This window comes from Pseudomonas sp. NPDC090752 (genome assembly GCF_055584805.1).
This window is the reverse complement of the sequence record NZ_JBVJLI010000008.1, coordinates 141,956-159,973: the sequence shown is the minus strand read 5'-3', so window position 1 is coordinate 159,973 and position 18,018 is coordinate 141,956. Positions and strand designations below refer to the sequence as shown.

Here is an 18,018-nt window from a genome sequence, read left to right as displayed (position 1 = left end):
GGAGTACGCAGATGCAAGACCTGGAACTGAACGAAGAGCAGATCATGATCCGCGACATGGCCCGGGATTTCGCCCGTGGCGAGATCGCCCCGCATGCCCAGGCCTGGGAGAAGGCCGGCTGGATCGATGACGGTGTGGTGCGCAAGATGGGTGAGCTGGGCCTGCTGGGCATGGTAGTGCCCGAGGACTTTGGCGGCAGCTATACCGACTACGTTGCCTATGGCCTGGCGGTCGAGGAAATCGCCGCCGGCTGCGGCGCCACTGGCGCGATGATGAGCATCCACAACTCGGTGGGCTGCGGCCCGCTGCTGGCTTATGGCACCCCCGAGCAACAACAGGCCTGGCTGCCACGCCTGGCCAGCGGCGAGGTGATCGGCTGTTTCTGCCTGACCGAGCCACAGGCCGGCTCCGAAGCGCACAACCTGCGCACCCGCGCCGAATTGATCAACGGCGAGTGGGTGATCAGTGGCGCCAAGCAGTTCGTCAGCAATGCCCGCCGTGCGGGCCTGGCAATCGTCTTCGCGGTGACCGACCCGGAACTGGGCAAGAAAGGCCTGTCGGCGTTTCTGGTGCCGACCGACAACCCGGGGTTCAAGGTCGACCGCAGCGAGCACAAGATGGGCATCCGCGCGTCCGACACCTGCGCCGTCACGTTCGACAACTGCCGCATCCCGGCGGCCAACCTCCTTGGCGAGCGCGGCAAGGGCCTGGCCATTGCCTTGTCCAATCTCGAAGGTGGGCGCATCGGTATTGCCGCACAGGCATTGGGCATCGCCCGTGCGGCGTTCGAAGCGGCGCTGGTGTATTCCCGCGAGCGCGTCCAGTTCGGCAAGCCGATCAACGAGCACCAGAGCATCGCCAACCTGCTGGCCGACATGCAGGTGCAGGTGAATGCCGCGCGCCTGCTGATCTTGCATGCCGCACGCCTGCGCAGTGCCGGTAAGCCGTGCTTGTCGGAGGCCTCGCAGGCCAAACTGTTCGCGTCCGAGATGGCTGAGCGGGTATGTTCGATGGCGATCCAGGTGCATGGCGGGTATGGCTATCTGGAGGATTACCCGGTGGAGCGGTATTACCGCGATGCGCGGATTACGCAGATTTATGAGGGGTCGAGCGAGATTCAGCGGATGCTGATTGCGCGGGAGTTGAAGCACTACTCGATATAGCGCTGCTAGTGCGGACCTGTAGGAGCGGGCTTGCCCCGCGAAATGGCCCGCCCAGACACCAGCAGTGTATGGCCAGGGCTTTGCCCTGGTTCGCGGGGCAAGCCCGCTCCCACAATCTCACCATCAGTGTCCGTAGATCAGCGCCGCTGTTTGAAGGTCTCTGAAGGCAACAACCCAAACCGCTGTCGGTAGATCTCCGAAAACCGCCCAAGATGCAAAAACCCATAATCCATCGCCAGTTCGGTCACGCTGCGCACCGCGCAGCTGCCATCGCTGAGGCACGCATGCACCCGCTCCAGCTTGCGCTGGCGCACGTACTGCTTGGGCGTAGTACCCAGGTGGCGGTCGAACAGCGCATACAGCGAGCGCACACTCATGCACGCCTGCTCCGCCAGTGTCTCGGCGGCCAGTTCCAGCTTCAGGTTGCGGTCGATGTAGTCGAGGATTCGCTCCAGGCTCGCGCCTGGCGTACCCAGGCTCTCGCGGCGGATGTTGGTGCTCATCAGGGTCAGCAGTTTGCTGGCGACGATCTGGCTGTAGTGCCCCTGCACACGCGGTAAGGAATCACTGACCTCCGCCTCGTGGCAAACCATTGCCAACAGGTTGACGAAGCCGTCCAGCTCTTCCAATCGGTAATGGTTGCGCAAGAACCGCACCCCACCGTCGGGCCGCTGCCAGCGCTGCTCCTCGCAGATCGAATCAAGCATGTGCGTCGGCACTTTGAGAATGAATTTCTCGCAGTCTTCCGAGTAGGTGAGATCGACCGGATCGTCGGGGTTGATCAGCAGCAGCTCGCCCGGCACCAGGTGGTGCTCGCGCTGGTGCCCGCGCCACAGGCAGTTGCCGTTGAGCAGCACCTGCAGGTGGTAAATGGTTTCCAGGGCCGGTGAGGTGACCCGCACGCTGCCGCCGTAGCTAATGCGGCACAGGTCGAGTTCGGCGAACTTGCGGTGGCTGAGGCTGGCCTGCGGGTGGGTGGTGCGCGACAGGCCGATGCAGTGCTGGCCCACGTGCCGGTTGACGTAGTCGGACACGGCGTAGGGGTCGGCGTGATGGAACACGCTACTGCGCTCGCTCAGCAGGCGGCTTTCCATAGGCAAGGCACTCGGAATCGTTATTGTTCTGGTCGCCGCTTCCTACGGGCCTTAGGGCCAGTGGTTGCGGTCGTTCACGGTCACTGAAGCTTACACACTAAGCAAAAGCCGAGGGCTGGGCAATGAGATGTTGGTATTGGGTGGGCGGATAACGGACAGCCGGGCACAGGCTATCGGCCGATTATCGAACGCTGGCTTCCTGCCGCCCTGCCCACCCCTGACTGCGCGCCCGAAACTGCCGCGGGGCGATGGCGAACAGTTCGCGAAAGCGTCGGTAGAAATGCGGAAAGCTGACGAACCCGCTGGCCACCGCCACTTCGGTCAGCGACTTGCTGGTGTGCTGCAGCAACTGCCGGGCGTGGGTCAGGCGCAGCTCCAGGTAATAGCGTGGCGGTGTGGCCTGCACATGGCGGCGGAACAGGCGTTCCAGGTGGCGGCGGGACAAACCCGCGTGTTCGGCGATTTCGTCGATGCCGATCGGGTCTTCGATGTTCGCGTGCATCAGTTCCAGCGCCAGGCGGACGCCGCGCGGCAAGCTGGGGTCAATCTCCGGGACGCTGGCGGGGGCATCACTGAGGATCCGCGAACGGTCGCAGGCCAGCATCTGTTCCACTGCACGGCGCAACCCACTGCCGCCCAGGTGCTCGAGCAGTGCCAACATCATGTCCAGCGCACTGCTGGCGCCGGCGCAGCTCATGCGGCGGCGGTCTAGCACATGGGGTTGGCGGCTGATGCGTACCTTGGGGAACAGTTCGCTCATCATCGCCCGGCCATCGGGGTGGAACGCGCAGTCGTGGTCGTTGAGCAAACCTGCCTCGGCCAGGAAATAGGCGCCATTCCACAAGCCACCCAGCTGGCTACCGAACTGGTCGGCCTGGCGCAACTTGGTGCGCAATAACGGCGCGGATTCCAGGCGTACACGGAAACCGCCGCACACCAGCAGGCTGTCCAGGCCCTGCACCTCCAGGTCGGCCAACGCGGTATTGACCGGCAGGGCGATGCCCAGGTCGCTCATCACCTGCGCGCCCTCGCCCACCACCTGGATGTGGAACAGCGGGGTGGCGCTCATGAGGTTGGCGGTGACCAGGGTGTCCATGGCGGCGGTGAAGGCCATCATCGAGAAATGCTCGCGCAGGACGAAGGCCACCCGCTGGCAGGGCAAAGTCGATGCGGTGCGGCCGGCCGAGTCGAGGTGGGCCAGGTTGGTGTTTTTGAGGATGCTTTCGAAGTGGCTCATGGTGTTGACTCAACAGCGGGGATCGCAGTGGATTATTCGCGGGCAAGCCCGCTCCCACAGGTACGGCAACAGCCTCAGAGCTTGTGCAGAACCTGTGGGAGCGGGCTTGCCCGCGAAGGTCTCACCACCGGTTTACTTGCTGGCCTGTGTAGCGGCGGCACGCGACGCCTGCAGCCACTGGTCGAACTGCTGGCGATGCGCCGCAACCCATTCCTTGGCATGGCGGGTGATGTCGGCAGGCTTCTTCTCGCCCTGCTGCATCTTCAGGTTCTGCGCACTCTCGTCAGCCGTGGTGATCTGCATCAGCGAGAGGAACTTGGTGGCCGCCGGGTTCTCTTCGGCGAACTCCTTGTTCAGCACCGCCTCGACCTTGTCGACCGCAAAGCCCAGGTTCTTGCCCTTGTACATGGTGTCGACATTGTTGTTGCCGTCAGGCAGGTCGGTCTTCGGTACTTCCAGCCAGACCACGTCCTTGTCTTCGACCAGCACGGTGGATATCCACTGCGGCACCCAGGTGAAGTACAGGATCGGCTTGCCTTCCTTGTAGCGGGTGATGGTGTCGGCCATCAGCGCGAAGTATGAACCTTGGTCGACGTGCACGCTGTCGCCCAGGTCATAGGCCTTCATGTGGTGCGAGATCACCAGCTCGCAGCCCCAGCCGGGGTTGCAGCCGGTGAGGTTGGCCTTGCCGTCGCCATCGGTGTCGAACAGCTTGGCGATCTCCGGCTTCTTCAGGTCGGTGATGTACTTGATGTGGTACTGCTCGGCGGTCTTCTTGTCGATCAGGTAGCCCTGCAGCACGCCGGGCATGATGTCGCCGGCCTTGACCATCACGTCGTTGCCACCGGCCTGCTGGTAGAACTTGTCGTGCAGTTTGTCCCACAGGTGCACGGTGAAGTCGGCATCGCCGTTGGCCAGGGCCACCATCATCACGCCGTATTCGGTTTCCTTCGGTTCCTGAACCTTGTACCCCAGCTCGCGCAGGCCTTCCATGGCAACCTCGCCACGGAAACGCTCTTCAGCAATGGAAGGGAAGATCGGCGTCACCTTGACGCCCTCGCCCGGCTTGTCGGCCGAGGCATTGGCGGTGAGCGAGGCGATTACCATGGCCAGGGCGCCGGCGCCTTGCAGGATGCTGCGGGAGAACTTGGATTCCAACATCGTCGCGTACCTTCTTCTGGTTTTTATAACGTGTGCGGCAGTTCGAATACGTGTGTTTCAGGCGGTCTTGCGCCGCTCTGCAGCCTGTCCCGCACCACACAGGCGCAGCACCACGCCAACGGGGCCGGTGTGGTACCAGCGCAGGCTCGGGTCGGCACTGCTGCGCGCACCCATGGCCTGGGTCAGGCGGTCGAGGAAGATCGCCAGCAGCACCAACCCGACGCCACCGACGGTGGCCAGGCCCATGTCCAGCCGGCCGATGCCGCGCAGCACCATCTGGCCCAGGCCGCCCACCGAGATCATTGAGGCGATCACCACCATCGACAGCGACAGCATCAAGGTCTGGTTAAGGCCGGCCATGATGGTCGAGGTGGCCAGCGGCAGTTGCACCCGGGTCAGCATCTGCCGGGGCGTGCAGCCGAAGGCACGGGCGGCTTCGATCTTGTCTTCCGGCACCTGGCGGATGCCCAGGTTGGTCAGGCGCACAAGTGGCGGCAAGGCAAAGACGATGGTCACCAGCACCCCGGGCACGTTGCCGATGCCGAACAGCATCACCACCGGCACCAGGTAGACGAATGCCGGCAGCGTCTGCATGGCATCGAGGATCGGCCGGATGATGCTTTCCAGGCGGTTGCTGCGGGCGCAGACGATGCCCAGCGGGATGCCGATGACCGCGCAGAAGAACACCGAGGTGAGCACCAGCGCCAAGGTGGTCATCGACTCCGACCACACCCCGATCAGCCCGAGCAAGGTCAGCGTGACGAAGCACAGCAGCGCCATGCGCTTGCCCGCCAACTGCCAACCGAGCAACGACGACAGCAGGATGCCAATGGTCGGTGGAATGCTCTGCAGGGTGAATTCGATGCCGTTGAGCACCTGGTCGATCGGCCAGCGGATGGCGCGGAACACCTCGCGGAAGTTGTGCACCAGGAAATTGAGCGTTGCGGTGACCCAGTCGCCCAGGGGGATGGTGGCCGCCTGGAACGGGTCGAGAAGGCTGAATTCGGACATGAGGGCTTACCTCTTGTTGTAATTAGTTGCGGCTCAGGGTCTGCAGCAGCTCGTTCTTCGACAGGGTGCCCTTGAAGGCCCCCTCGCGGTCGAGCACCGGCACCGGGTACGGCAAGTCGGCCGCGATCCCCAGCACTTCGTGCAACGGCGTATCGGTGTACACCGGCTGGCGCTCGTGCAGGCTGTAGCGGTCACTGGCGGTGGCCCCGCTGGCGTCGGTGTCGACTACCCCCAGCAGCTGGCCGCGGTCGTCGACCAGGTAGCCAAACGGTACGCCGGCGTGGAAGCTCGGCGCCTTGCCGTTGACCTTGCACACCACCGCCGGGTCGAACTTCGCCACATCGCCGGCCTTGAGCACCCGCGAGCTGTCGAAGCTCTTGAAGAAGGTGCGCACGTAGTCGTTGGCCGGCTGATTGATCAGCTCCTGTGGCGTGCCGATCTGCACCACCCGGCCGCCCTCCATGATCGCGATGCGGTGACCGATGCGAATGGCTTCCTCGATGTCGTGGGAAATAAAGATGATGGTGCGCTGCTGCTCCTGCTGCAGGCGCATCAACTCGCCCTGCATTTCGCTGCGGATCAGCGGGTCGAGGGCCGAGAAGGCTTCGTCCATCAGCAGAATCGTTGGGTCGTTGGCCAGCGCCCGGGCCAGGCCCACGCGTTGCTGCATACCACCGGACAGCTGGTGCGGGTAGCTGTGCTCATGGCCGGCCAGGCCGACCTGGGCCAGCGCCTCGCGGGCACGGCTGTGGCGCTCGGCTTCCGACACGCCGGCAATCTCCAGGCCAAAGGCGGTGTTCTGCAGCACGCTCATGTGCGGCATCAGCGCGAAGGACTGGAACACCATGCCCATGTCCTTGCGGCGCACGTCGAGCAGGTCTTTATCGGAGAGGCCAGTGATTTCGCGGCCGTTGAGGTGGATGCTGCCTGAGGTGGGTTCGATCAGGCGATTGAACAGCCGCACCATGGTCGACTTGCCCGAACCGGACAGGCCCATGATGACGAAGATCTCGCCACGCTTGACGGAAAAGCTTGCATCGAACACGCCGACGACGTGGCCGGTCTTGCTGAAGATTTCGTTCTTGTCGGCCCCCTTGCGGAGCATCTCCATGGCCATGTCCGGGTTGGGACCGAACACTTTGAAGATGTTTTTTACCGAAAGAATCTCATCGGCATGGCTCATACGACCCTCTTTATTATGCTTATTAACCAATCTATCAACATCGCACTTTCAATAAGGCGGGTAGATCAGTGCGAGTACGCTTGGCAGTCCGTTCAAATTCGAACGTGAGTCGGAACCGGCACGCAGAATGTCCTGCTTCAAAATTATCGACATCGATGTCTCAATGCCGCGCCGTATCTTCAACGTTAGGCCCTGATCCAGACAGGGTCCAACGACATTTGCATGGCGCTAATCATTACCTGAAGTTATCAATCGCGCTGCAGCCGTTGTGCCAGGCCGCCTGCGCATTTACCGACGGCCGTGCAACAGGCTAGAGTGGCTGACCTGGCGAGACGAAGGACCTCCTCCACGACCATGGTCAGACATTCCGAACCCGATCAAACGCTGATCAAGATGCCTTCGCTGCGCGCGGTGAAAGTGTTCGTCGCGGCCGCCAAGTACCAGAACTTCACCCGCGCCGCCGAGGCCCTGTGCGTGACCCAGGCAGCGGTCAGCCGGCAGATCCGCGAACTGGAAACCTACTTGGGGGCCGAGCTGTTCGACCGGGTAGGCCGCGCCGTGGAGCTGACGGTGGCCGGTTCGATCTTCTTCGATGCCGTGCAGTTATCGTTCGTCAATATCAGCCAGGCGGCCGAGCGCATTCGCAGCAACACCAACACCAAGCATGTGGTCACGCTGTGCTGCTCGCCGGCCTTCGCTGCGCTGTGGATGGGCCCACGAATGCCGAAGTTCTTCGAAGAAAACCCGGACATCGACATCAACTTGGTGACCACGCAGAACTTCCTGGCGATGGAGCCGGGGGTGCGGCCGGACATCTACATCACCAAACTGGGCAAGATCCAGGCGGGCTACAGCTGCCACCCACTTAACCATGACGTGATCTACCCGGTGTGTGGTCCGCAGTACCTGGCCCAGCACCCGGAATTGGCCACCCTGGAGGGCATCCGTGATGGCTCGTTGCTCAACCTCAGCCCCTATGGCCGCTCCCAGGTCGCCGAACACGTCGACTGGAATGTCTGGCTGGCCTTTCACGATGTCGACCTGAAAACCCGGGCCAACACTGCACCGCACTTTTTCAATGCCAACGACTACAACCTGCTGGTGCAACTGGCCATGAGCAACCAGGGTGTGGCGCTGGGCTGGCACCACCTGGTGGCGCCACTGGTTGCCCAGGGTTTGCTGGTGCGGCCGGTGGAGCAGCAGCTGGTACTGAAGGACACCTTCCACTTCCTGGCCTTCAATGAAGACAAGGAACACGACTCCAGCTGTCGACGCCTGCGCGACTGGCTGCTGCAGGAGTTCCAGCCGTTGCTGAATGCCAGCGAGTAACGCCGCTCCGATCGTCAGTTCGACGCATCACCCCCGCGACGCAGGCGTCAAATGATTCCAAAGGCCCCTTTGGAGAAACCCCATGACCCAGCACGCCGTGGCCCGCCTAGAGCAGCTCGACCCCAAACACCCCCTGCGCGTACAGGCCGGCAACGAAGAAGTGATCCTGATTCGCCAGGGCGACCGGGTCCACGCTTACCAGGCCAATTGCCCGCATGCTGGCGCGCCATTGGACGAGGGCGTGATCTGCAACGGTCTGCTGGTCTGTCCGTGGCACAAGGCCGCGTTTGCCGTCGACGAAGGCGCGGTGTGCGAACCGCCAGCGCTTGCTGACTTGCGCCGCTATGCGACAACTGTCAAGGACGGCGAAATCTGGGTTGATGATCAGCCCCTTGCACACGCCGAACCGCCGCGCCATAGCGACGCCCGCTGCTTCGTCGTCATCGGTGCAGGTGCCGCAGGCTCGGCGGCGGTCTCCACGCTGCTGGCGCATGGTTTTGGCGGGCGTCTGGTGTGGATCGACCAGGAGCGCCAGCCCGCCTACGACCGGACCGCGCTGAGCAAGTTCGTCATTTCTGGAGAGATGCCAGCGGACGAAGTGCCGGCGCTGCTGGAGGCAGACCAGTTGCGCAAGGGCCAACTGGAGCGGTGCTTTGGCAAAGTGCGTGCACTGGACGTGAAAAAGCGCCAGATCAGCCTGGCCGACGGCAAGCGCATCGATTATGACGCCGCGTTGCTGGCCACCGGCGGCAAGCCACAGCGCCCCGACCTGCCCGGTGTCGACCTGGCTGGCATCGTCACGCTGCGTTCACGCGAGGACGCCGCGCGTCTGCTCGATGCTGTCGAGCCGGGGCAGCCGGTGGTGATCGTTGGCGACGGTTTCATCGGCCTGGAGGCGGCCTCGGCCTTGCGCAAATATGGTGCTCACGTGCACGTCGTGAGCCGCCACAAAATCCCTTTGAGCAAGCAACTGGGGGAGCGTATCGGGCGTAGCATTCGCGAGCTGCATGAGCGCAAGGGCGTGGTCTTCCATGGCCCCACCGAGGTTGAACGGTTTATCGGTGAGGAGCGGGTCGAAGCCGTGCTGCTGGCGAATGGCGAAAGGCTGGCGACGCCGTTGGTGCTGCTCGGCACTGGGGTCTCCCCGGCCACCGCGTTCGTGCAGGGTGTACCGTTGGCTGAAGACCGTTCCCTGCCAGTCGACGCCGAACTGCATGCCGGCGAGCAGCTGTGGGCCGCCGGCGATATCGCCACCTTTCCGCTCGCCGGCCGCCCGATGCGCATCGAACACTGGCGCCTGGCCCAGCAGCACGGCGTGATCGCTGCGGCCAATATGCTCGGCGAGCAGCGCCGGTACGCGGATGTGCCGTTTTTCTGGACCTATCAGCATGGCCGCACTTACGAAGTGCTGGGGCATGCGCACACTTGGGATCGCATCGAATTCGTCGGGCAGCCGGAGCAAGGCGATTTCATTGCCTTGCAGTGTGTCGGCGAGCAGGTCGAAGCGGTGATTGCCAAAGGCTACTCGGATGCCATGGCGCAATTGTCGCAGCGGATGAAGCGGCCGTTGAGCGTGGATGAGGCACTCAAGCTGATCGGCTGAGCGTTGACTCAACCCATCCAGTTCATTGGGGAGCCCACCGCCGGGGTACCGGTCCCCCCATTCCCCAATCATCCTAGTATCGTGCGCGCCATTGGTTTTTCACCTTTGGAGCGGCAATGAAACTCTTCCAACCCCTGCAGATCGGCCCACTGACACTGCCCAACCGGGTGTTCATGGCCCCCCTCACCCGCCTGCGCAGCCTGGAGCCGGGCGATGTTCCCACGCCGATGATGGCCGAGTACTACGCCCAACGCGCCAGCGCCGGGCTGATCATCACCGAAGCTACGCAGATTTCCTTCCAGGCCAAGGGATACTCGGGCTCACCCGGCATTCACAGTGCCGAGCAGATGGCTGCCTGGCGCCTGGTCAACGAGGGCATCCACGCTGCTGGCGGCCACAGCGCCGTGCAGGTCTGGCACACCGGCCGGATATCCCACACTTCGCTGCAACCGGGTGGCGAAGCGCCGGTCGCGCCGTCCGCCCTGCCCGCCGGTGCCTGCACCACGCTACGGGATGAGCACGGCAACCTGATACGTACCGAGACCTCTGCACCGCGCGCTTTGAGTGAAGAGGAAATCGCCGGCATCGTCGCCGATTTCGGCCAGGCAGCCGTCAATGCCCGCGAGGCCGATTTCGATTTCATCGAACTGCACGCCGCCCACGGTTACCTGCTGCACCAATTCCTCACCCCGAGCGCCAACCAGCGTGAAGACCGCTATGGCGGCAGTGTCGAAAACCGCGCACGCATCGTGTTGGAAGCCGTGGATGCCGCGATTGCCAGCTGGAGCGCTGACCGTGTGGGTATCCGCATCTTCCCGCTGGGCGGCTTCAACGGTGTGGACAATGGCGAGGATCAGGAGGCTGCAGGGTTGTACCTGATCGAGCAGCTGGCCAAGCGCAACCTTGCCTACCTGCATCTTTCGGAACCGGACTGGGCCGGTGGCAAGCCGCTGCGTTACGAGTTCCGTGAGGCAATCCGGGCGGCTTACCCAGGTGTGATCGTGGCGGCAGGCGCGTACACGGCAGAGAAGGCTGAAGATTTGATAGAGCGCGGGATGATCGATGCCGCCGCGTTCGGCCGCAGCTTCATTGCCAACCCGGACCTGGTGGAGCGGTTGCAGACGGACGCCCCGCTGAACGAGCACCGGGCACAGTTCGACTATGCCAACGGGTCTGAAGGCTATACGGATTACCCGTTCCTGAAGACGGCCTGAGGTGGCGATACGGCAGAAATGAAACGGGGCCCCTTAGGGCCCCGTTTCATTGACGTCCGACTTACTCGGGACGTACTTGTGCAGCTTGCATGCCTTTCTGCCCTTTTTCGGCAACGAAGCTGACGGCCTGGCCTTCTTTCAAAGACTTGAAACCATCCGACTCGATTGCCTTGAAATGAACGAACAGGTCATCACCACCCCCAGCCGGGGTAATGAAACCGAAGCCTTTTTCATCGTTGAACCATTTAACAGTTCCTTTCTGTCTTTCGGCCATGCGCTGAATCCTCGATCGCTATCTGCGTGTTGCATTGATTGAACATGACGGGTATCCAGTCGTTTGACCAGCCCCGGTCCGTACCAGTGTCGACCATTCAATGAAAAGCCGCCACTGGCAATTTACTCAGCCCCGGAGCCAACCGCGTACCGTCCCTTTCAACCTAGCGCGCTCAAGGCCTGCGCCGCATACGCATGGGAGCGCAAACGCGCCAGCGGATCGTGAATGCGGCAATCGATCATCAGTTCATCGGCCTGTGTCTGCTCGATCAGCGTGCGCATCCCCGCCCTCACCCGCTCAGGCCCACCGGCGATGGTGCAAGCCATCACTTGCTCAAGCACCGCGCGCTCATGGGCTGGCAGGCTTTCGACATAACCTTCCTGCGGTTTGGGCAACAGGCCAAAACGCCCGACGTGCAGGTCCAGCATCCACTGGCGATGGGAGCTGGCGTGGTAATCGGCTTCGGCATCGCTGGCGGCGGCGAACAGGTTCACCCCCACCATCACATACGGCTTGGCCAGCTGAGCCGACGGCTGGAAATTCGCCCGGTAATGGGCGATGGCCTGCAGCAGGTAGCGCGGGGCGAAGTGCGAGGCGAAGGCATAGGGCAGGCCCAGCTTGGCCGCCAGGTCGGCGCCGAACAGGCTTGAGCCGAGAATCCACACCGGCACTTCATGCGTGCCCGGTACGCCTCGCACCTGGCGTTTGCCGTTGTCGGCGAGGTAGTCGCGCAGTTCGGCGATGTCCTGGGCAAAATCGCGCTCCGGGGTGGCACCGCGCAAGGCTCGCACGGTAGGCCCCGAAGTGCCGGGGGCGCGCCCCAGGCCCAGGTCGATGCGGCCCGGGTGCAGGGTATCGAGGGTGCCGAACTGCTCGGCAACCACCAGCGGCGCATGGTTGGGCAACATGATGCCACCGGCACCGACGCGGATGTGTCGGGTGGCATTGGCGATTTCGTTGATGACCAGCGAGGTGGCGGCCGAGCCGATGCCGGGCATGTCGTGGTGCTCGGCGATCCAGTAACGGCTGTAGCCGTGTTGCTCGACATGGCGCGCCAATTGGCGGGATTCTTCGATTGCGTCGGCAAAGGTCTTGCCTTCGCCGATCATGACCAGATCCAGTACGGACAAGGCAGTCATGGGGTCTCCAGTGGGATTATCAGTGACGTCAGTGTCCCGCCTGTGGTGCAAGGGGTAAACCCAGATTCAGGCCCTACATTCGGGCCTGATAATCCCCAATCACCGCTCCCATGGCACGCCCTGCTCCCAACTTGCCACCAACAGATCGATGAAACCGCGCACTCGCGGGGACAGGTGGCGCTTGCTCGGATAGACCACGCGGATCGGGTCCGCCGGTGGCCGGTAGGCGTGCAGCACTTCCACCAGGGTGCCTGCGCGCAGGTCGTCAGCGGTGATGTAAGTGGGCAGGTGAATCAGCCCAAAACCCGCCCGCGCGCCGTCGAGCATCGCTTCGGAACTGTCGATGTTCAGGCGCCCAGGTTCCTCGCAGAGGTGCAGGCCTTCGGCCGTGCGAAAGCGCCAGGGCATCGTCTTTTCGCCAGCCAGAAAGGCAATCTTGTCATGCCCGTAGAGGTCCGCTGGCACCTGCGGTACCCCGTGCTGGCTCAAGTAGTCCGGCGAGGCGCAGGTGACAAATTGCTGCCAGCCCACCGTGCGGGTGAGCAACTGCGAATCCTCCTTGGGCGCGCCTATGCGCACGGCGATGTCCACGCCCTCCTCGACCAGGTCGACGAAGCGGTCGGTAAAGCGGATGTCGGCACGCAGTTCTGGCCATTGTTTGAGGTAGGCATCGAGAATCGGCCGCACATGGCGCTGGCCCAGCGACAGTGGCGCAGTCAGGCGCAGCGTGCCGGTGGGTTTGCCGCGCCGCTGGGCCATGGTGCTTTCCACCTCGTCCAGATCATCGAGAATCTGCCGCCAGCGCTCGAAGGCCACCAGGCCTTCGTCGGTCAGGCTCAACTTGCGCGTGGTGCGGTTGAGCAGGCGCACCGCCATGCGCGCTTCCAGCCGGGCGATGCTCTTGCCCACGGCCGAGCGCGTCAGCCCCAGGCTTGCCGCTGCTGCAGTGAAGCTGCCGGCTTTGGCGGCACTGACGAAGGCCGCGATGTCGCCGAAGCGGTTGGGTTCCATGGCAGGCTCCTGCGCAGAGTGAAGACCCGCTTAGATGGGTGCGTTTCGGCGTATTGCAAGGGCACGGCTACAGCAGCCCTTGCAACCCTTTGAGGACCAGCAGGTGCAGCGGGTAGAACAGATAGCCCCAACGGCCCACCGCCGGCACCGCTCGATGATCGCAGCGCAACAGCCGGCAACCGACAGGGATGGCCAGTGTGGCGGCAGCCAGGGTCAGCAGTGTAAACGGCGCCATCAGGTGCCCGAGCAACCAGCTGTTGGTCAGGTTGCCGGCCACGGCCACCAGGCAGGGTAGCAGCCAGGCGGCACCGCCGTGGCTGCGTGCCATGACCCACGCCGCAGGCAGCAGCGCGCCGGGTAAGCCATACATCAGCTGCGCACTGAACACGGTCGCGGTCAGTACAGCACCAAGCCCGATCAATCGTGCCGTCAGTTGCGGGTGCCGCACGCCCCAGGCCACCAGCAACCCCAAGGTCAGCGTGGGGATCACGCTGAGGGTCTGTGTGGCAGGGTCCAGCCAGCGATAAGGCCCTTCGGACAGCACCGCGAAGGCCAGCATCCAGCCCAGGTAGCGCAGGTTGCCACGGGTGAACAGGCTACCCGCCGGGCTGCGCCCGACATTCACCGCGATGGCCAGGCAGAACAGCGGGAACGCCAGCCGGCCGACAATGAACAAACCATCGGCGGCCGGCCAGAGATAACGCAGATGGTCGGCGACCATGGTCACGATCGCTGTCCACTTGACCAGGTCGAGCCCCGCCGAACGCATCGCTCAACGTCCAGGCACGGCGGCTTGGCCCAGGTATTTGCTGGTCCACGCAGCCAACGGCAGCGGCGGTTGCTGATCAAGGATGCGCCGCCAGATCAACGCCAGGTCGTGGCGGTTGAACATCGAGCCGACTCCTGCGCCCCGCCACGCGGTTGGGGTGTGGGCAACCCAATGCCCCTGCGCATCGCGGTGAGCCATGTTGAAGCGGAAGGTGTAGTTACCGGGAATGCCCATGCGCAGGTCGGTAACCACCAGCGCGCCGTCCACCTCGTCATAGCGCAGCCAGTCATCGGTAAACCAGCGCAGGCGCTGCAGCAGCGGCGCATCGGCAAGCGCGTCGGCGAGGTGCAGGTTCAGCGCCAGGCGCTGCATCTCCGGTGGATCGTGGTCGAACGCGCTGCTGACGCCTTCGTAGTAGTCGCCGTCCGGGGTCTTGGCCAGCACCCGCCAGACCAGGCTGTTGAACGCGATGGGGACGGCGCGCACGTGGCTGACAACGATGCCCTGCTGGTCCAATGCAGCCTGCATTCGCTGCTCGGCGGCCATGCGCCCAGCCAGGCCAAAGCCCAGGTAGGCCGTGCTGAACACCAGTGCCAAGCTTAACAAACGCAGCGCCCTGCCGCTGATGCCCCTGAAAGCGCCGTATAGCACGGCGCCCAGCAGCGGCATGGTGTACACCGGGTCGATGATGAACACCGAGGCCCAACTCTGCGGCGTGAATTGCAACGGCCAGAACAGTTGCGTGCCATAGACCGTGAATGAATCGAGAATTGGGTGGGTGACCAGTACCAGCCAGAACGCCAGGAACACCCTCGACAGGCTGTATCCCTTGTCGGGCCAGCGCTTGCGGCCAAGCCAGTTGACCAGCCAGGCGAGCAGCAGCGCCAGGCCGGTCAGGACGAAGATGGAGTGCGAGAAACCCCGGTGATAGGTCATCTGCGACACCGGGTCGGTGTAGCGGATGACCACGTCAAGGTCCGGTACGGTGCCCAGCAGCGCTCCGTAGATGAGCGAGCGACGGCCCTGGATACGGCCGAGCACCGTGCCCTGCAGAGCGGCGCCGAGTACGGCTTGGGTGATGGAGTCCAAGGTAAGGCTTCCTGAATGGGCAATGGCGCAAACCTAACCCTCGAACGCTTCAAGGTGCAAATACTGCTGTGTGACAACGCGTGGCAGCGACCTCAGAACAGCTGCCAGGTATACACCAGAATCAGTCGGTTCTCATCGATGTCACTGCGGTAATTGGAACGCGCCATGGCATTCCTCACCCTGATGCCAAGCCCCTTGAGCACCCCACTCTGCACCGCGTACCCAAGGTCGATGTCTCGCTCTCGATCCTTACCCTCGAATCCCTGACCGGTATCGACGTTGTTACCCGTGATGTAGCGCACTGTCGCCGTCAGCCCCGGAATACCCATGGCCGCGAAGTTGTAGTCATAACGCAGCTGATAGGAACGCTCGTCGGTGTAGGCAAACTCATAGGTGGGCACCTCGTTGCCCAATGGCGAGATATTGGCGAACACCCTTGGGAACGGGCTGTCGCCATAGATTCCCTGGTAGCCGACATGGAAACTGTGCCCACCGTGCCTGGCCGTGAGCTGCGAGAAGAACGCCTGGTTGTCGATGCTGCCCAGCAACGCATCGCCGTCTTCACGGGCGGTGAAGTAGCCAAGGTTGGCACTGAGCAGCCAGTCCCCCAGCGGTTTGCTGTGTTTGAGGCCGACGAAGCCTTGTTCGTAGATATCTTCCAATTGTCCGTACCAGAGGCTGACACTGCTCTGGTTGGCGTTGAACGCATAGTCGCCACCGGCATAGTTGAAACCATCGCTCTCGGCCTGGCGCTGAGGTACATGGCCGAGCATGGCGTTCATCTTGCCGTCGCCGCCTTCGTTGCGCAGGTGCGTGGACCTGAGATGCCCGGCCTGCAGCGTCAGGCCGTCCAGCTCGGCCGAATTCAGGCTCACGCCCTGGTAAGTCGGCGGCAACAGGCGGATGTCACTGAAGGTCAGCACCGGCAGGTTGGGTTGCAACTCGCCGACGCGCAGTTCGGTCTTCGATAGCCGGGCCTTGAAAGTCGCTGCCAGGCGGCTGTAATCGTCAGCGGCGCGGCCATCGCCTTGCACCGGCAGCAGGCCGGTATTGACCCGGTCCGGGCTGCTGTCGAGCTTGATGCCGAGCAAGCCCAGTGCATCCACGCCAAAGCCAACGGTCCCAGGCGTGTAGCCGGACTTGAAGTCGAGGATGAAGCCCTGAGCCCACTCCTCGGCCTTTGAATGCTGATTGGCACCGACGATGTCGGCATAGTCGCGGCTGAAGTAATAGTTGCGGGCACTGAGGCTGGCTTTGGCATCCTCGAAGAAGCCGCCTTCGGCAGCCAGTAGCGGTTGGCTGAGCAGGCTCAGCCCAATGGCGACGCAAGGGGTGTGGTTCATTCCGAAGCTCTCTTGATCTTGTTGTTATGGAAAAAGCGCGGGGAACACGGGTTTTCAGGGTGCGCGACGCAGGGCCTCCCGGGGTTGTGGCCGGCGCAGGCTCAGCAGAGCATGTGCCAGCAGACCAAACAGCAGGCCCCAGAACGCTGCCGACAGGCCAAGAAAGGACACCCCCGAAGCGGTGACCAGGAAGGTGAACAGTCCTGCATCGCGCTCCGTTGGCTCAGCCAGGCTGCGGGCCAATGCCTCGCTGATCGCGCCATACAGGGCCAGCCCGGCCAAAGCGGCGATCAGCGCGGCGGGAAAGGCGGCGAACAGCGACATCAGCGTCGCACCGGCGATGCCCAGCACCAGGTACAGCGCACTGCCCGCCACGGCCGCGACGTAGCGCCGACGCGGATTGGCATGGGCTTCGTGGCCGGTGCACAGGCTGGCGGTCACGGCCGCAAGATTCAGACCGTGGCAACCGAAGGGCGCCAGCAAGGCGCCGCCGATGGCGCTGGCACTGATCAACGGGCTGGCGGGAATGGCGAAACCGGCATTGCGCAGCACCGCCATGCCTGGCATGAACTGCCCCGTCAGCGCCACCAGCACCATCGGCAGCGCCAGGCTGAACAGCGCCGCCAGGCTGAACTGCGGGGTGATCCATTGGGGCGAGGCCAGTTCCAGTACCAGCGCCTCGCTACGCAACGCCCCGCTGGCGACCGTCACCAAAGCGCCCACACAAAGCACCGCTGCCACCGCATAGCGCGGCTGCAACCTGCGCATCAGCACGTAAGTGACGAACATCGCCAGCACCAGCACCGGCTGCACCGGCAACGCGCGAAACACCTCGGTACCGAAACTGAACAGGATGCCGGCTTGCATCCCCGCTGCGATCGAACCCGGCAGGCGCGCGATGATGCGGTCGAAGGCCCCGCTGATACCGATCAGCAGCAGGACTGTATTCGCCATCAGGTACGCACCCACCGCCTGCTCCAGGCCAAGCTGGGGCAACGCTGTGACCAGCAGCGCCGAACCCGGAATCGACCAGGCGATCACCACCGGCACCCGGTAGCGCAGGCTGAGCAACCCGCCGAGCACGGCGCTGCCCATGGAGATCGCCCAGACCCAGGAGGACAGCAAGCCGTGGGACAGGCCGGCGGCCTCGGCGGCGTGGAAGATGATCACCAGTGGGCCGGCGTAGGAAATCATCGTCGCGATGCAGCCGGCGACGATGGCGGACAGGGAGCAGTCCTTGATCAGGGTTTTCATGGCGGCTCTCGCAAGGCTGGGCCGAATTCAAGGTCGGCTCTTGTTCTGTGTGGCCCTCTTCGCGGGGTAAGCCCGCTCCCACAGGATCGCCACAGGTCTCTGACCTTGTGCAGTAACTGTGGGAGCGGGCTTGCCCCGCGAAAA

The 18,018-nt window shown here is 63.5% G+C and carries 16 protein-coding genes; 4 read left to right on the top strand and 12 right to left on the bottom strand.

The genetic code is table 11. The annotated features are described in order from the left end of the window. Nucleotides 1-11: 11 nt before the first annotated feature. Nucleotides 12-1,163: an acyl-CoA dehydrogenase family protein gene (locus tag ACZ6YA_RS13465; RefSeq protein ID WP_465897614.1), complete on the top strand. Its 1,152-nt coding sequence runs from the start codon at nucleotides 12-14 to the stop codon at nucleotides 1,161-1,163. A 137-nt stretch (nucleotides 1,164-1,300) separates the two neighbouring features. Here ACZ6YA_RS13465 and ACZ6YA_RS13460 read toward each other — a convergent pair whose 3' ends face one another. The 5 genes from ACZ6YA_RS13460 to ACZ6YA_RS13440 all read right to left on the bottom strand — a co-directional run bounded on the left by ACZ6YA_RS13460 (nucleotide 1,301) and on the right by ACZ6YA_RS13440 (nucleotide 6,849). Beyond that, nucleotides 1,301-2,257, bottom strand: coding sequence for a helix-turn-helix transcriptional regulator (locus ACZ6YA_RS13460; RefSeq protein ID WP_403128969.1), 957 nt, complete (start codon nucleotides 2,255-2,257; stop codon nucleotides 1,301-1,303). A 181-nt stretch (nucleotides 2,258-2,438) separates the two neighbouring features. After that, complete coding sequence (locus ACZ6YA_RS13455) at nucleotides 2,439-3,494, bottom strand: GlxA family transcriptional regulator (RefSeq protein WP_465897613.1); 1,056 nt, start codon at nucleotides 3,492-3,494, stop codon at nucleotides 2,439-2,441. Nucleotides 3,495-3,626: 132 nt separating this feature from the next. Continuing rightward, complete coding sequence (gene proX, locus ACZ6YA_RS13450; RefSeq protein ID WP_465897612.1) at nucleotides 3,627-4,655, bottom strand: glycine betaine/L-proline ABC transporter substrate-binding protein ProX; 1,029 nt, start codon at nucleotides 4,653-4,655, stop codon at nucleotides 3,627-3,629. 57 nt (nucleotides 4,656-4,712) lie between these two features. Continuing rightward, on the bottom strand, nucleotides 4,713-5,666 hold the full coding sequence (proW, locus tag ACZ6YA_RS13445) for a glycine betaine/L-proline ABC transporter permease ProW (RefSeq protein ID WP_465897611.1): 954 nt from the start codon (nucleotides 5,664-5,666) through the stop codon (nucleotides 4,713-4,715). A 22-nt stretch (nucleotides 5,667-5,688) separates the two neighbouring features. Next, complete coding sequence (locus ACZ6YA_RS13440) at nucleotides 5,689-6,849, bottom strand: quaternary amine ABC transporter ATP-binding protein (RefSeq protein ID WP_465897610.1); 1,161 nt, start codon at nucleotides 6,847-6,849, stop codon at nucleotides 5,689-5,691. A gap of 354 nt (nucleotides 6,850-7,203) precedes the next feature. On the opposite strand from ACZ6YA_RS13440, the gene ACZ6YA_RS13435 reads away from it, so the two are divergent. From ACZ6YA_RS13435 to nemA, 3 genes are all read left to right on the top strand, one after another. Beyond that, nucleotides 7,204-8,178, top strand: a complete 975-nt coding sequence (locus ACZ6YA_RS13435; RefSeq protein WP_465897609.1) for a LysR family transcriptional regulator — start codon at nucleotides 7,204-7,206, stop codon at nucleotides 8,176-8,178. Nucleotides 8,179-8,260: 82 nt separating this feature from the next. Beyond that, a complete protein-coding gene (locus ACZ6YA_RS13430; RefSeq protein WP_465897608.1) occupies nucleotides 8,261-9,781 on the top strand; it encodes an FAD-dependent oxidoreductase in 1,521 nt (506 codons plus the stop codon). 116 nt (nucleotides 9,782-9,897) lie between these two features. Further along, entirely contained in the window at nucleotides 9,898-10,995 is a 1,098-nt protein-coding gene (nemA, locus tag ACZ6YA_RS13425) for an N-ethylmaleimide reductase (RefSeq protein WP_465897607.1), read from the top strand. A 61-nt stretch (nucleotides 10,996-11,056) separates the two neighbouring features. On the opposite strand, the gene ACZ6YA_RS13420 is transcribed toward nemA, so the two are convergent. The 7 genes from ACZ6YA_RS13420 to ACZ6YA_RS13390 form a co-directional block, all read right to left on the bottom strand. After that, nucleotides 11,057-11,269: a cold-shock protein gene (locus ACZ6YA_RS13420; protein ID WP_465897606.1), complete on the bottom strand. Its 213-nt coding sequence runs from the start codon at nucleotides 11,267-11,269 to the stop codon at nucleotides 11,057-11,059. A 158-nt stretch (nucleotides 11,270-11,427) separates the two neighbouring features. Then, nucleotides 11,428-12,408: an LLM class flavin-dependent oxidoreductase gene (locus ACZ6YA_RS13415; protein WP_465897605.1), complete on the bottom strand. Its 981-nt coding sequence runs from the start codon at nucleotides 12,406-12,408 to the stop codon at nucleotides 11,428-11,430. Between the two features lie 99 nt (nucleotides 12,409-12,507). Next, nucleotides 12,508-13,419 carry a LysR family transcriptional regulator gene (locus ACZ6YA_RS13410; protein WP_465897604.1) on the bottom strand — a complete coding sequence of 304 codons (912 nt, stop codon included), beginning with the start codon at nucleotides 13,417-13,419 and terminating at the stop codon, nucleotides 12,508-12,510. 67 nt (nucleotides 13,420-13,486) lie between these two features. Continuing rightward, complete coding sequence (locus ACZ6YA_RS13405; RefSeq protein WP_465897603.1) at nucleotides 13,487-14,188, bottom strand: TraX family protein; 702 nt, start codon at nucleotides 14,186-14,188, stop codon at nucleotides 13,487-13,489. A 3-nt stretch (nucleotides 14,189-14,191) separates the two neighbouring features. Then, nucleotides 14,192-15,277 (bottom strand): metal-dependent hydrolase, encoded by a 1,086-nt coding sequence (locus tag ACZ6YA_RS13400; RefSeq protein WP_465897602.1) that lies wholly within the window; start codon nucleotides 15,275-15,277, stop codon nucleotides 14,192-14,194. A 92-nt stretch (nucleotides 15,278-15,369) separates the two neighbouring features. After that, entirely contained in the window at nucleotides 15,370-16,620 is a 1,251-nt protein-coding gene (locus ACZ6YA_RS13395; protein WP_465897601.1) for an OprD family porin, read from the bottom strand. Between the two features lie 54 nt (nucleotides 16,621-16,674). Next, a complete protein-coding gene (locus ACZ6YA_RS13390; protein ID WP_465897600.1) occupies nucleotides 16,675-17,874 on the bottom strand; it encodes a benzoate/H(+) symporter BenE family transporter in 1,200 nt (399 codons plus the stop codon). Nucleotides 17,875-18,018 lie beyond the last annotated feature (144 nt).

Bases quoted from the DNA above. Each gene is read 5' to 3' on its own strand.
- ACZ6YA_RS13440 (WP_465897610.1), bottom strand. From the start codon at position 6,849: ATGAGCCATGCCGATGAGATTCTTTCGGTAAAAAACATCTTCAAAGTG.
- ACZ6YA_RS13455 (WP_465897613.1), bottom strand. From the start codon at position 3,494: ATGAGCCACTTCGAAAGCATCCTCAAAAACACCAACCTGGCCCACCTC.
- nemA (WP_465897607.1), top strand. From the start codon at position 9,898: ATGAAACTCTTCCAACCCCTGCAGATCGGCCCACTGACACTGCCCAAC.
- ACZ6YA_RS13405 (WP_465897603.1), bottom strand. From the start codon at position 14,188: ATGCGTTCGGCGGGGCTCGACCTGGTCAAGTGGACAGCGATCGTGACC.
- ACZ6YA_RS13430 (WP_465897608.1), top strand. From the start codon at position 8,261: ATGACCCAGCACGCCGTGGCCCGCCTAGAGCAGCTCGACCCCAAACAC.
- ACZ6YA_RS13460 (WP_403128969.1), bottom strand. From the start codon at position 2,257: ATGGAAAGCCGCCTGCTGAGCGAGCGCAGTAGCGTGTTCCATCACGCC.
- ACZ6YA_RS13390 (WP_465897600.1), bottom strand. From the start codon at position 17,874: ATGAAAACCCTGATCAAGGACTGCTCCCTGTCCGCCATCGTCGCCGGC.
- ACZ6YA_RS13420 (WP_465897606.1), bottom strand. From the start codon at position 11,269: ATGGCCGAAAGACAGAAAGGAACTGTTAAATGGTTCAACGATGAAAAA.
- ACZ6YA_RS13435 (WP_465897609.1), top strand. From the start codon at position 7,204: ATGGTCAGACATTCCGAACCCGATCAAACGCTGATCAAGATGCCTTCG.
- ACZ6YA_RS13465 (WP_465897614.1), top strand. From the start codon at position 12: ATGCAAGACCTGGAACTGAACGAAGAGCAGATCATGATCCGCGACATG.
- proX (WP_465897612.1), bottom strand. From the start codon at position 4,655: ATGTTGGAATCCAAGTTCTCCCGCAGCATCCTGCAAGGCGCCGGCGCC.
- ACZ6YA_RS13410 (WP_465897604.1), bottom strand. From the start codon at position 13,419: ATGGAACCCAACCGCTTCGGCGACATCGCGGCCTTCGTCAGTGCCGCC.
- ACZ6YA_RS13395 (WP_465897601.1), bottom strand. From the start codon at position 16,620: ATGAACCACACCCCTTGCGTCGCCATTGGGCTGAGCCTGCTCAGCCAA.
- ACZ6YA_RS13415 (WP_465897605.1), bottom strand. From the start codon at position 12,408: ATGACTGCCTTGTCCGTACTGGATCTGGTCATGATCGGCGAAGGCAAG.
- proW (WP_465897611.1), bottom strand. From the start codon at position 5,666: ATGTCCGAATTCAGCCTTCTCGACCCGTTCCAGGCGGCCACCATCCCC.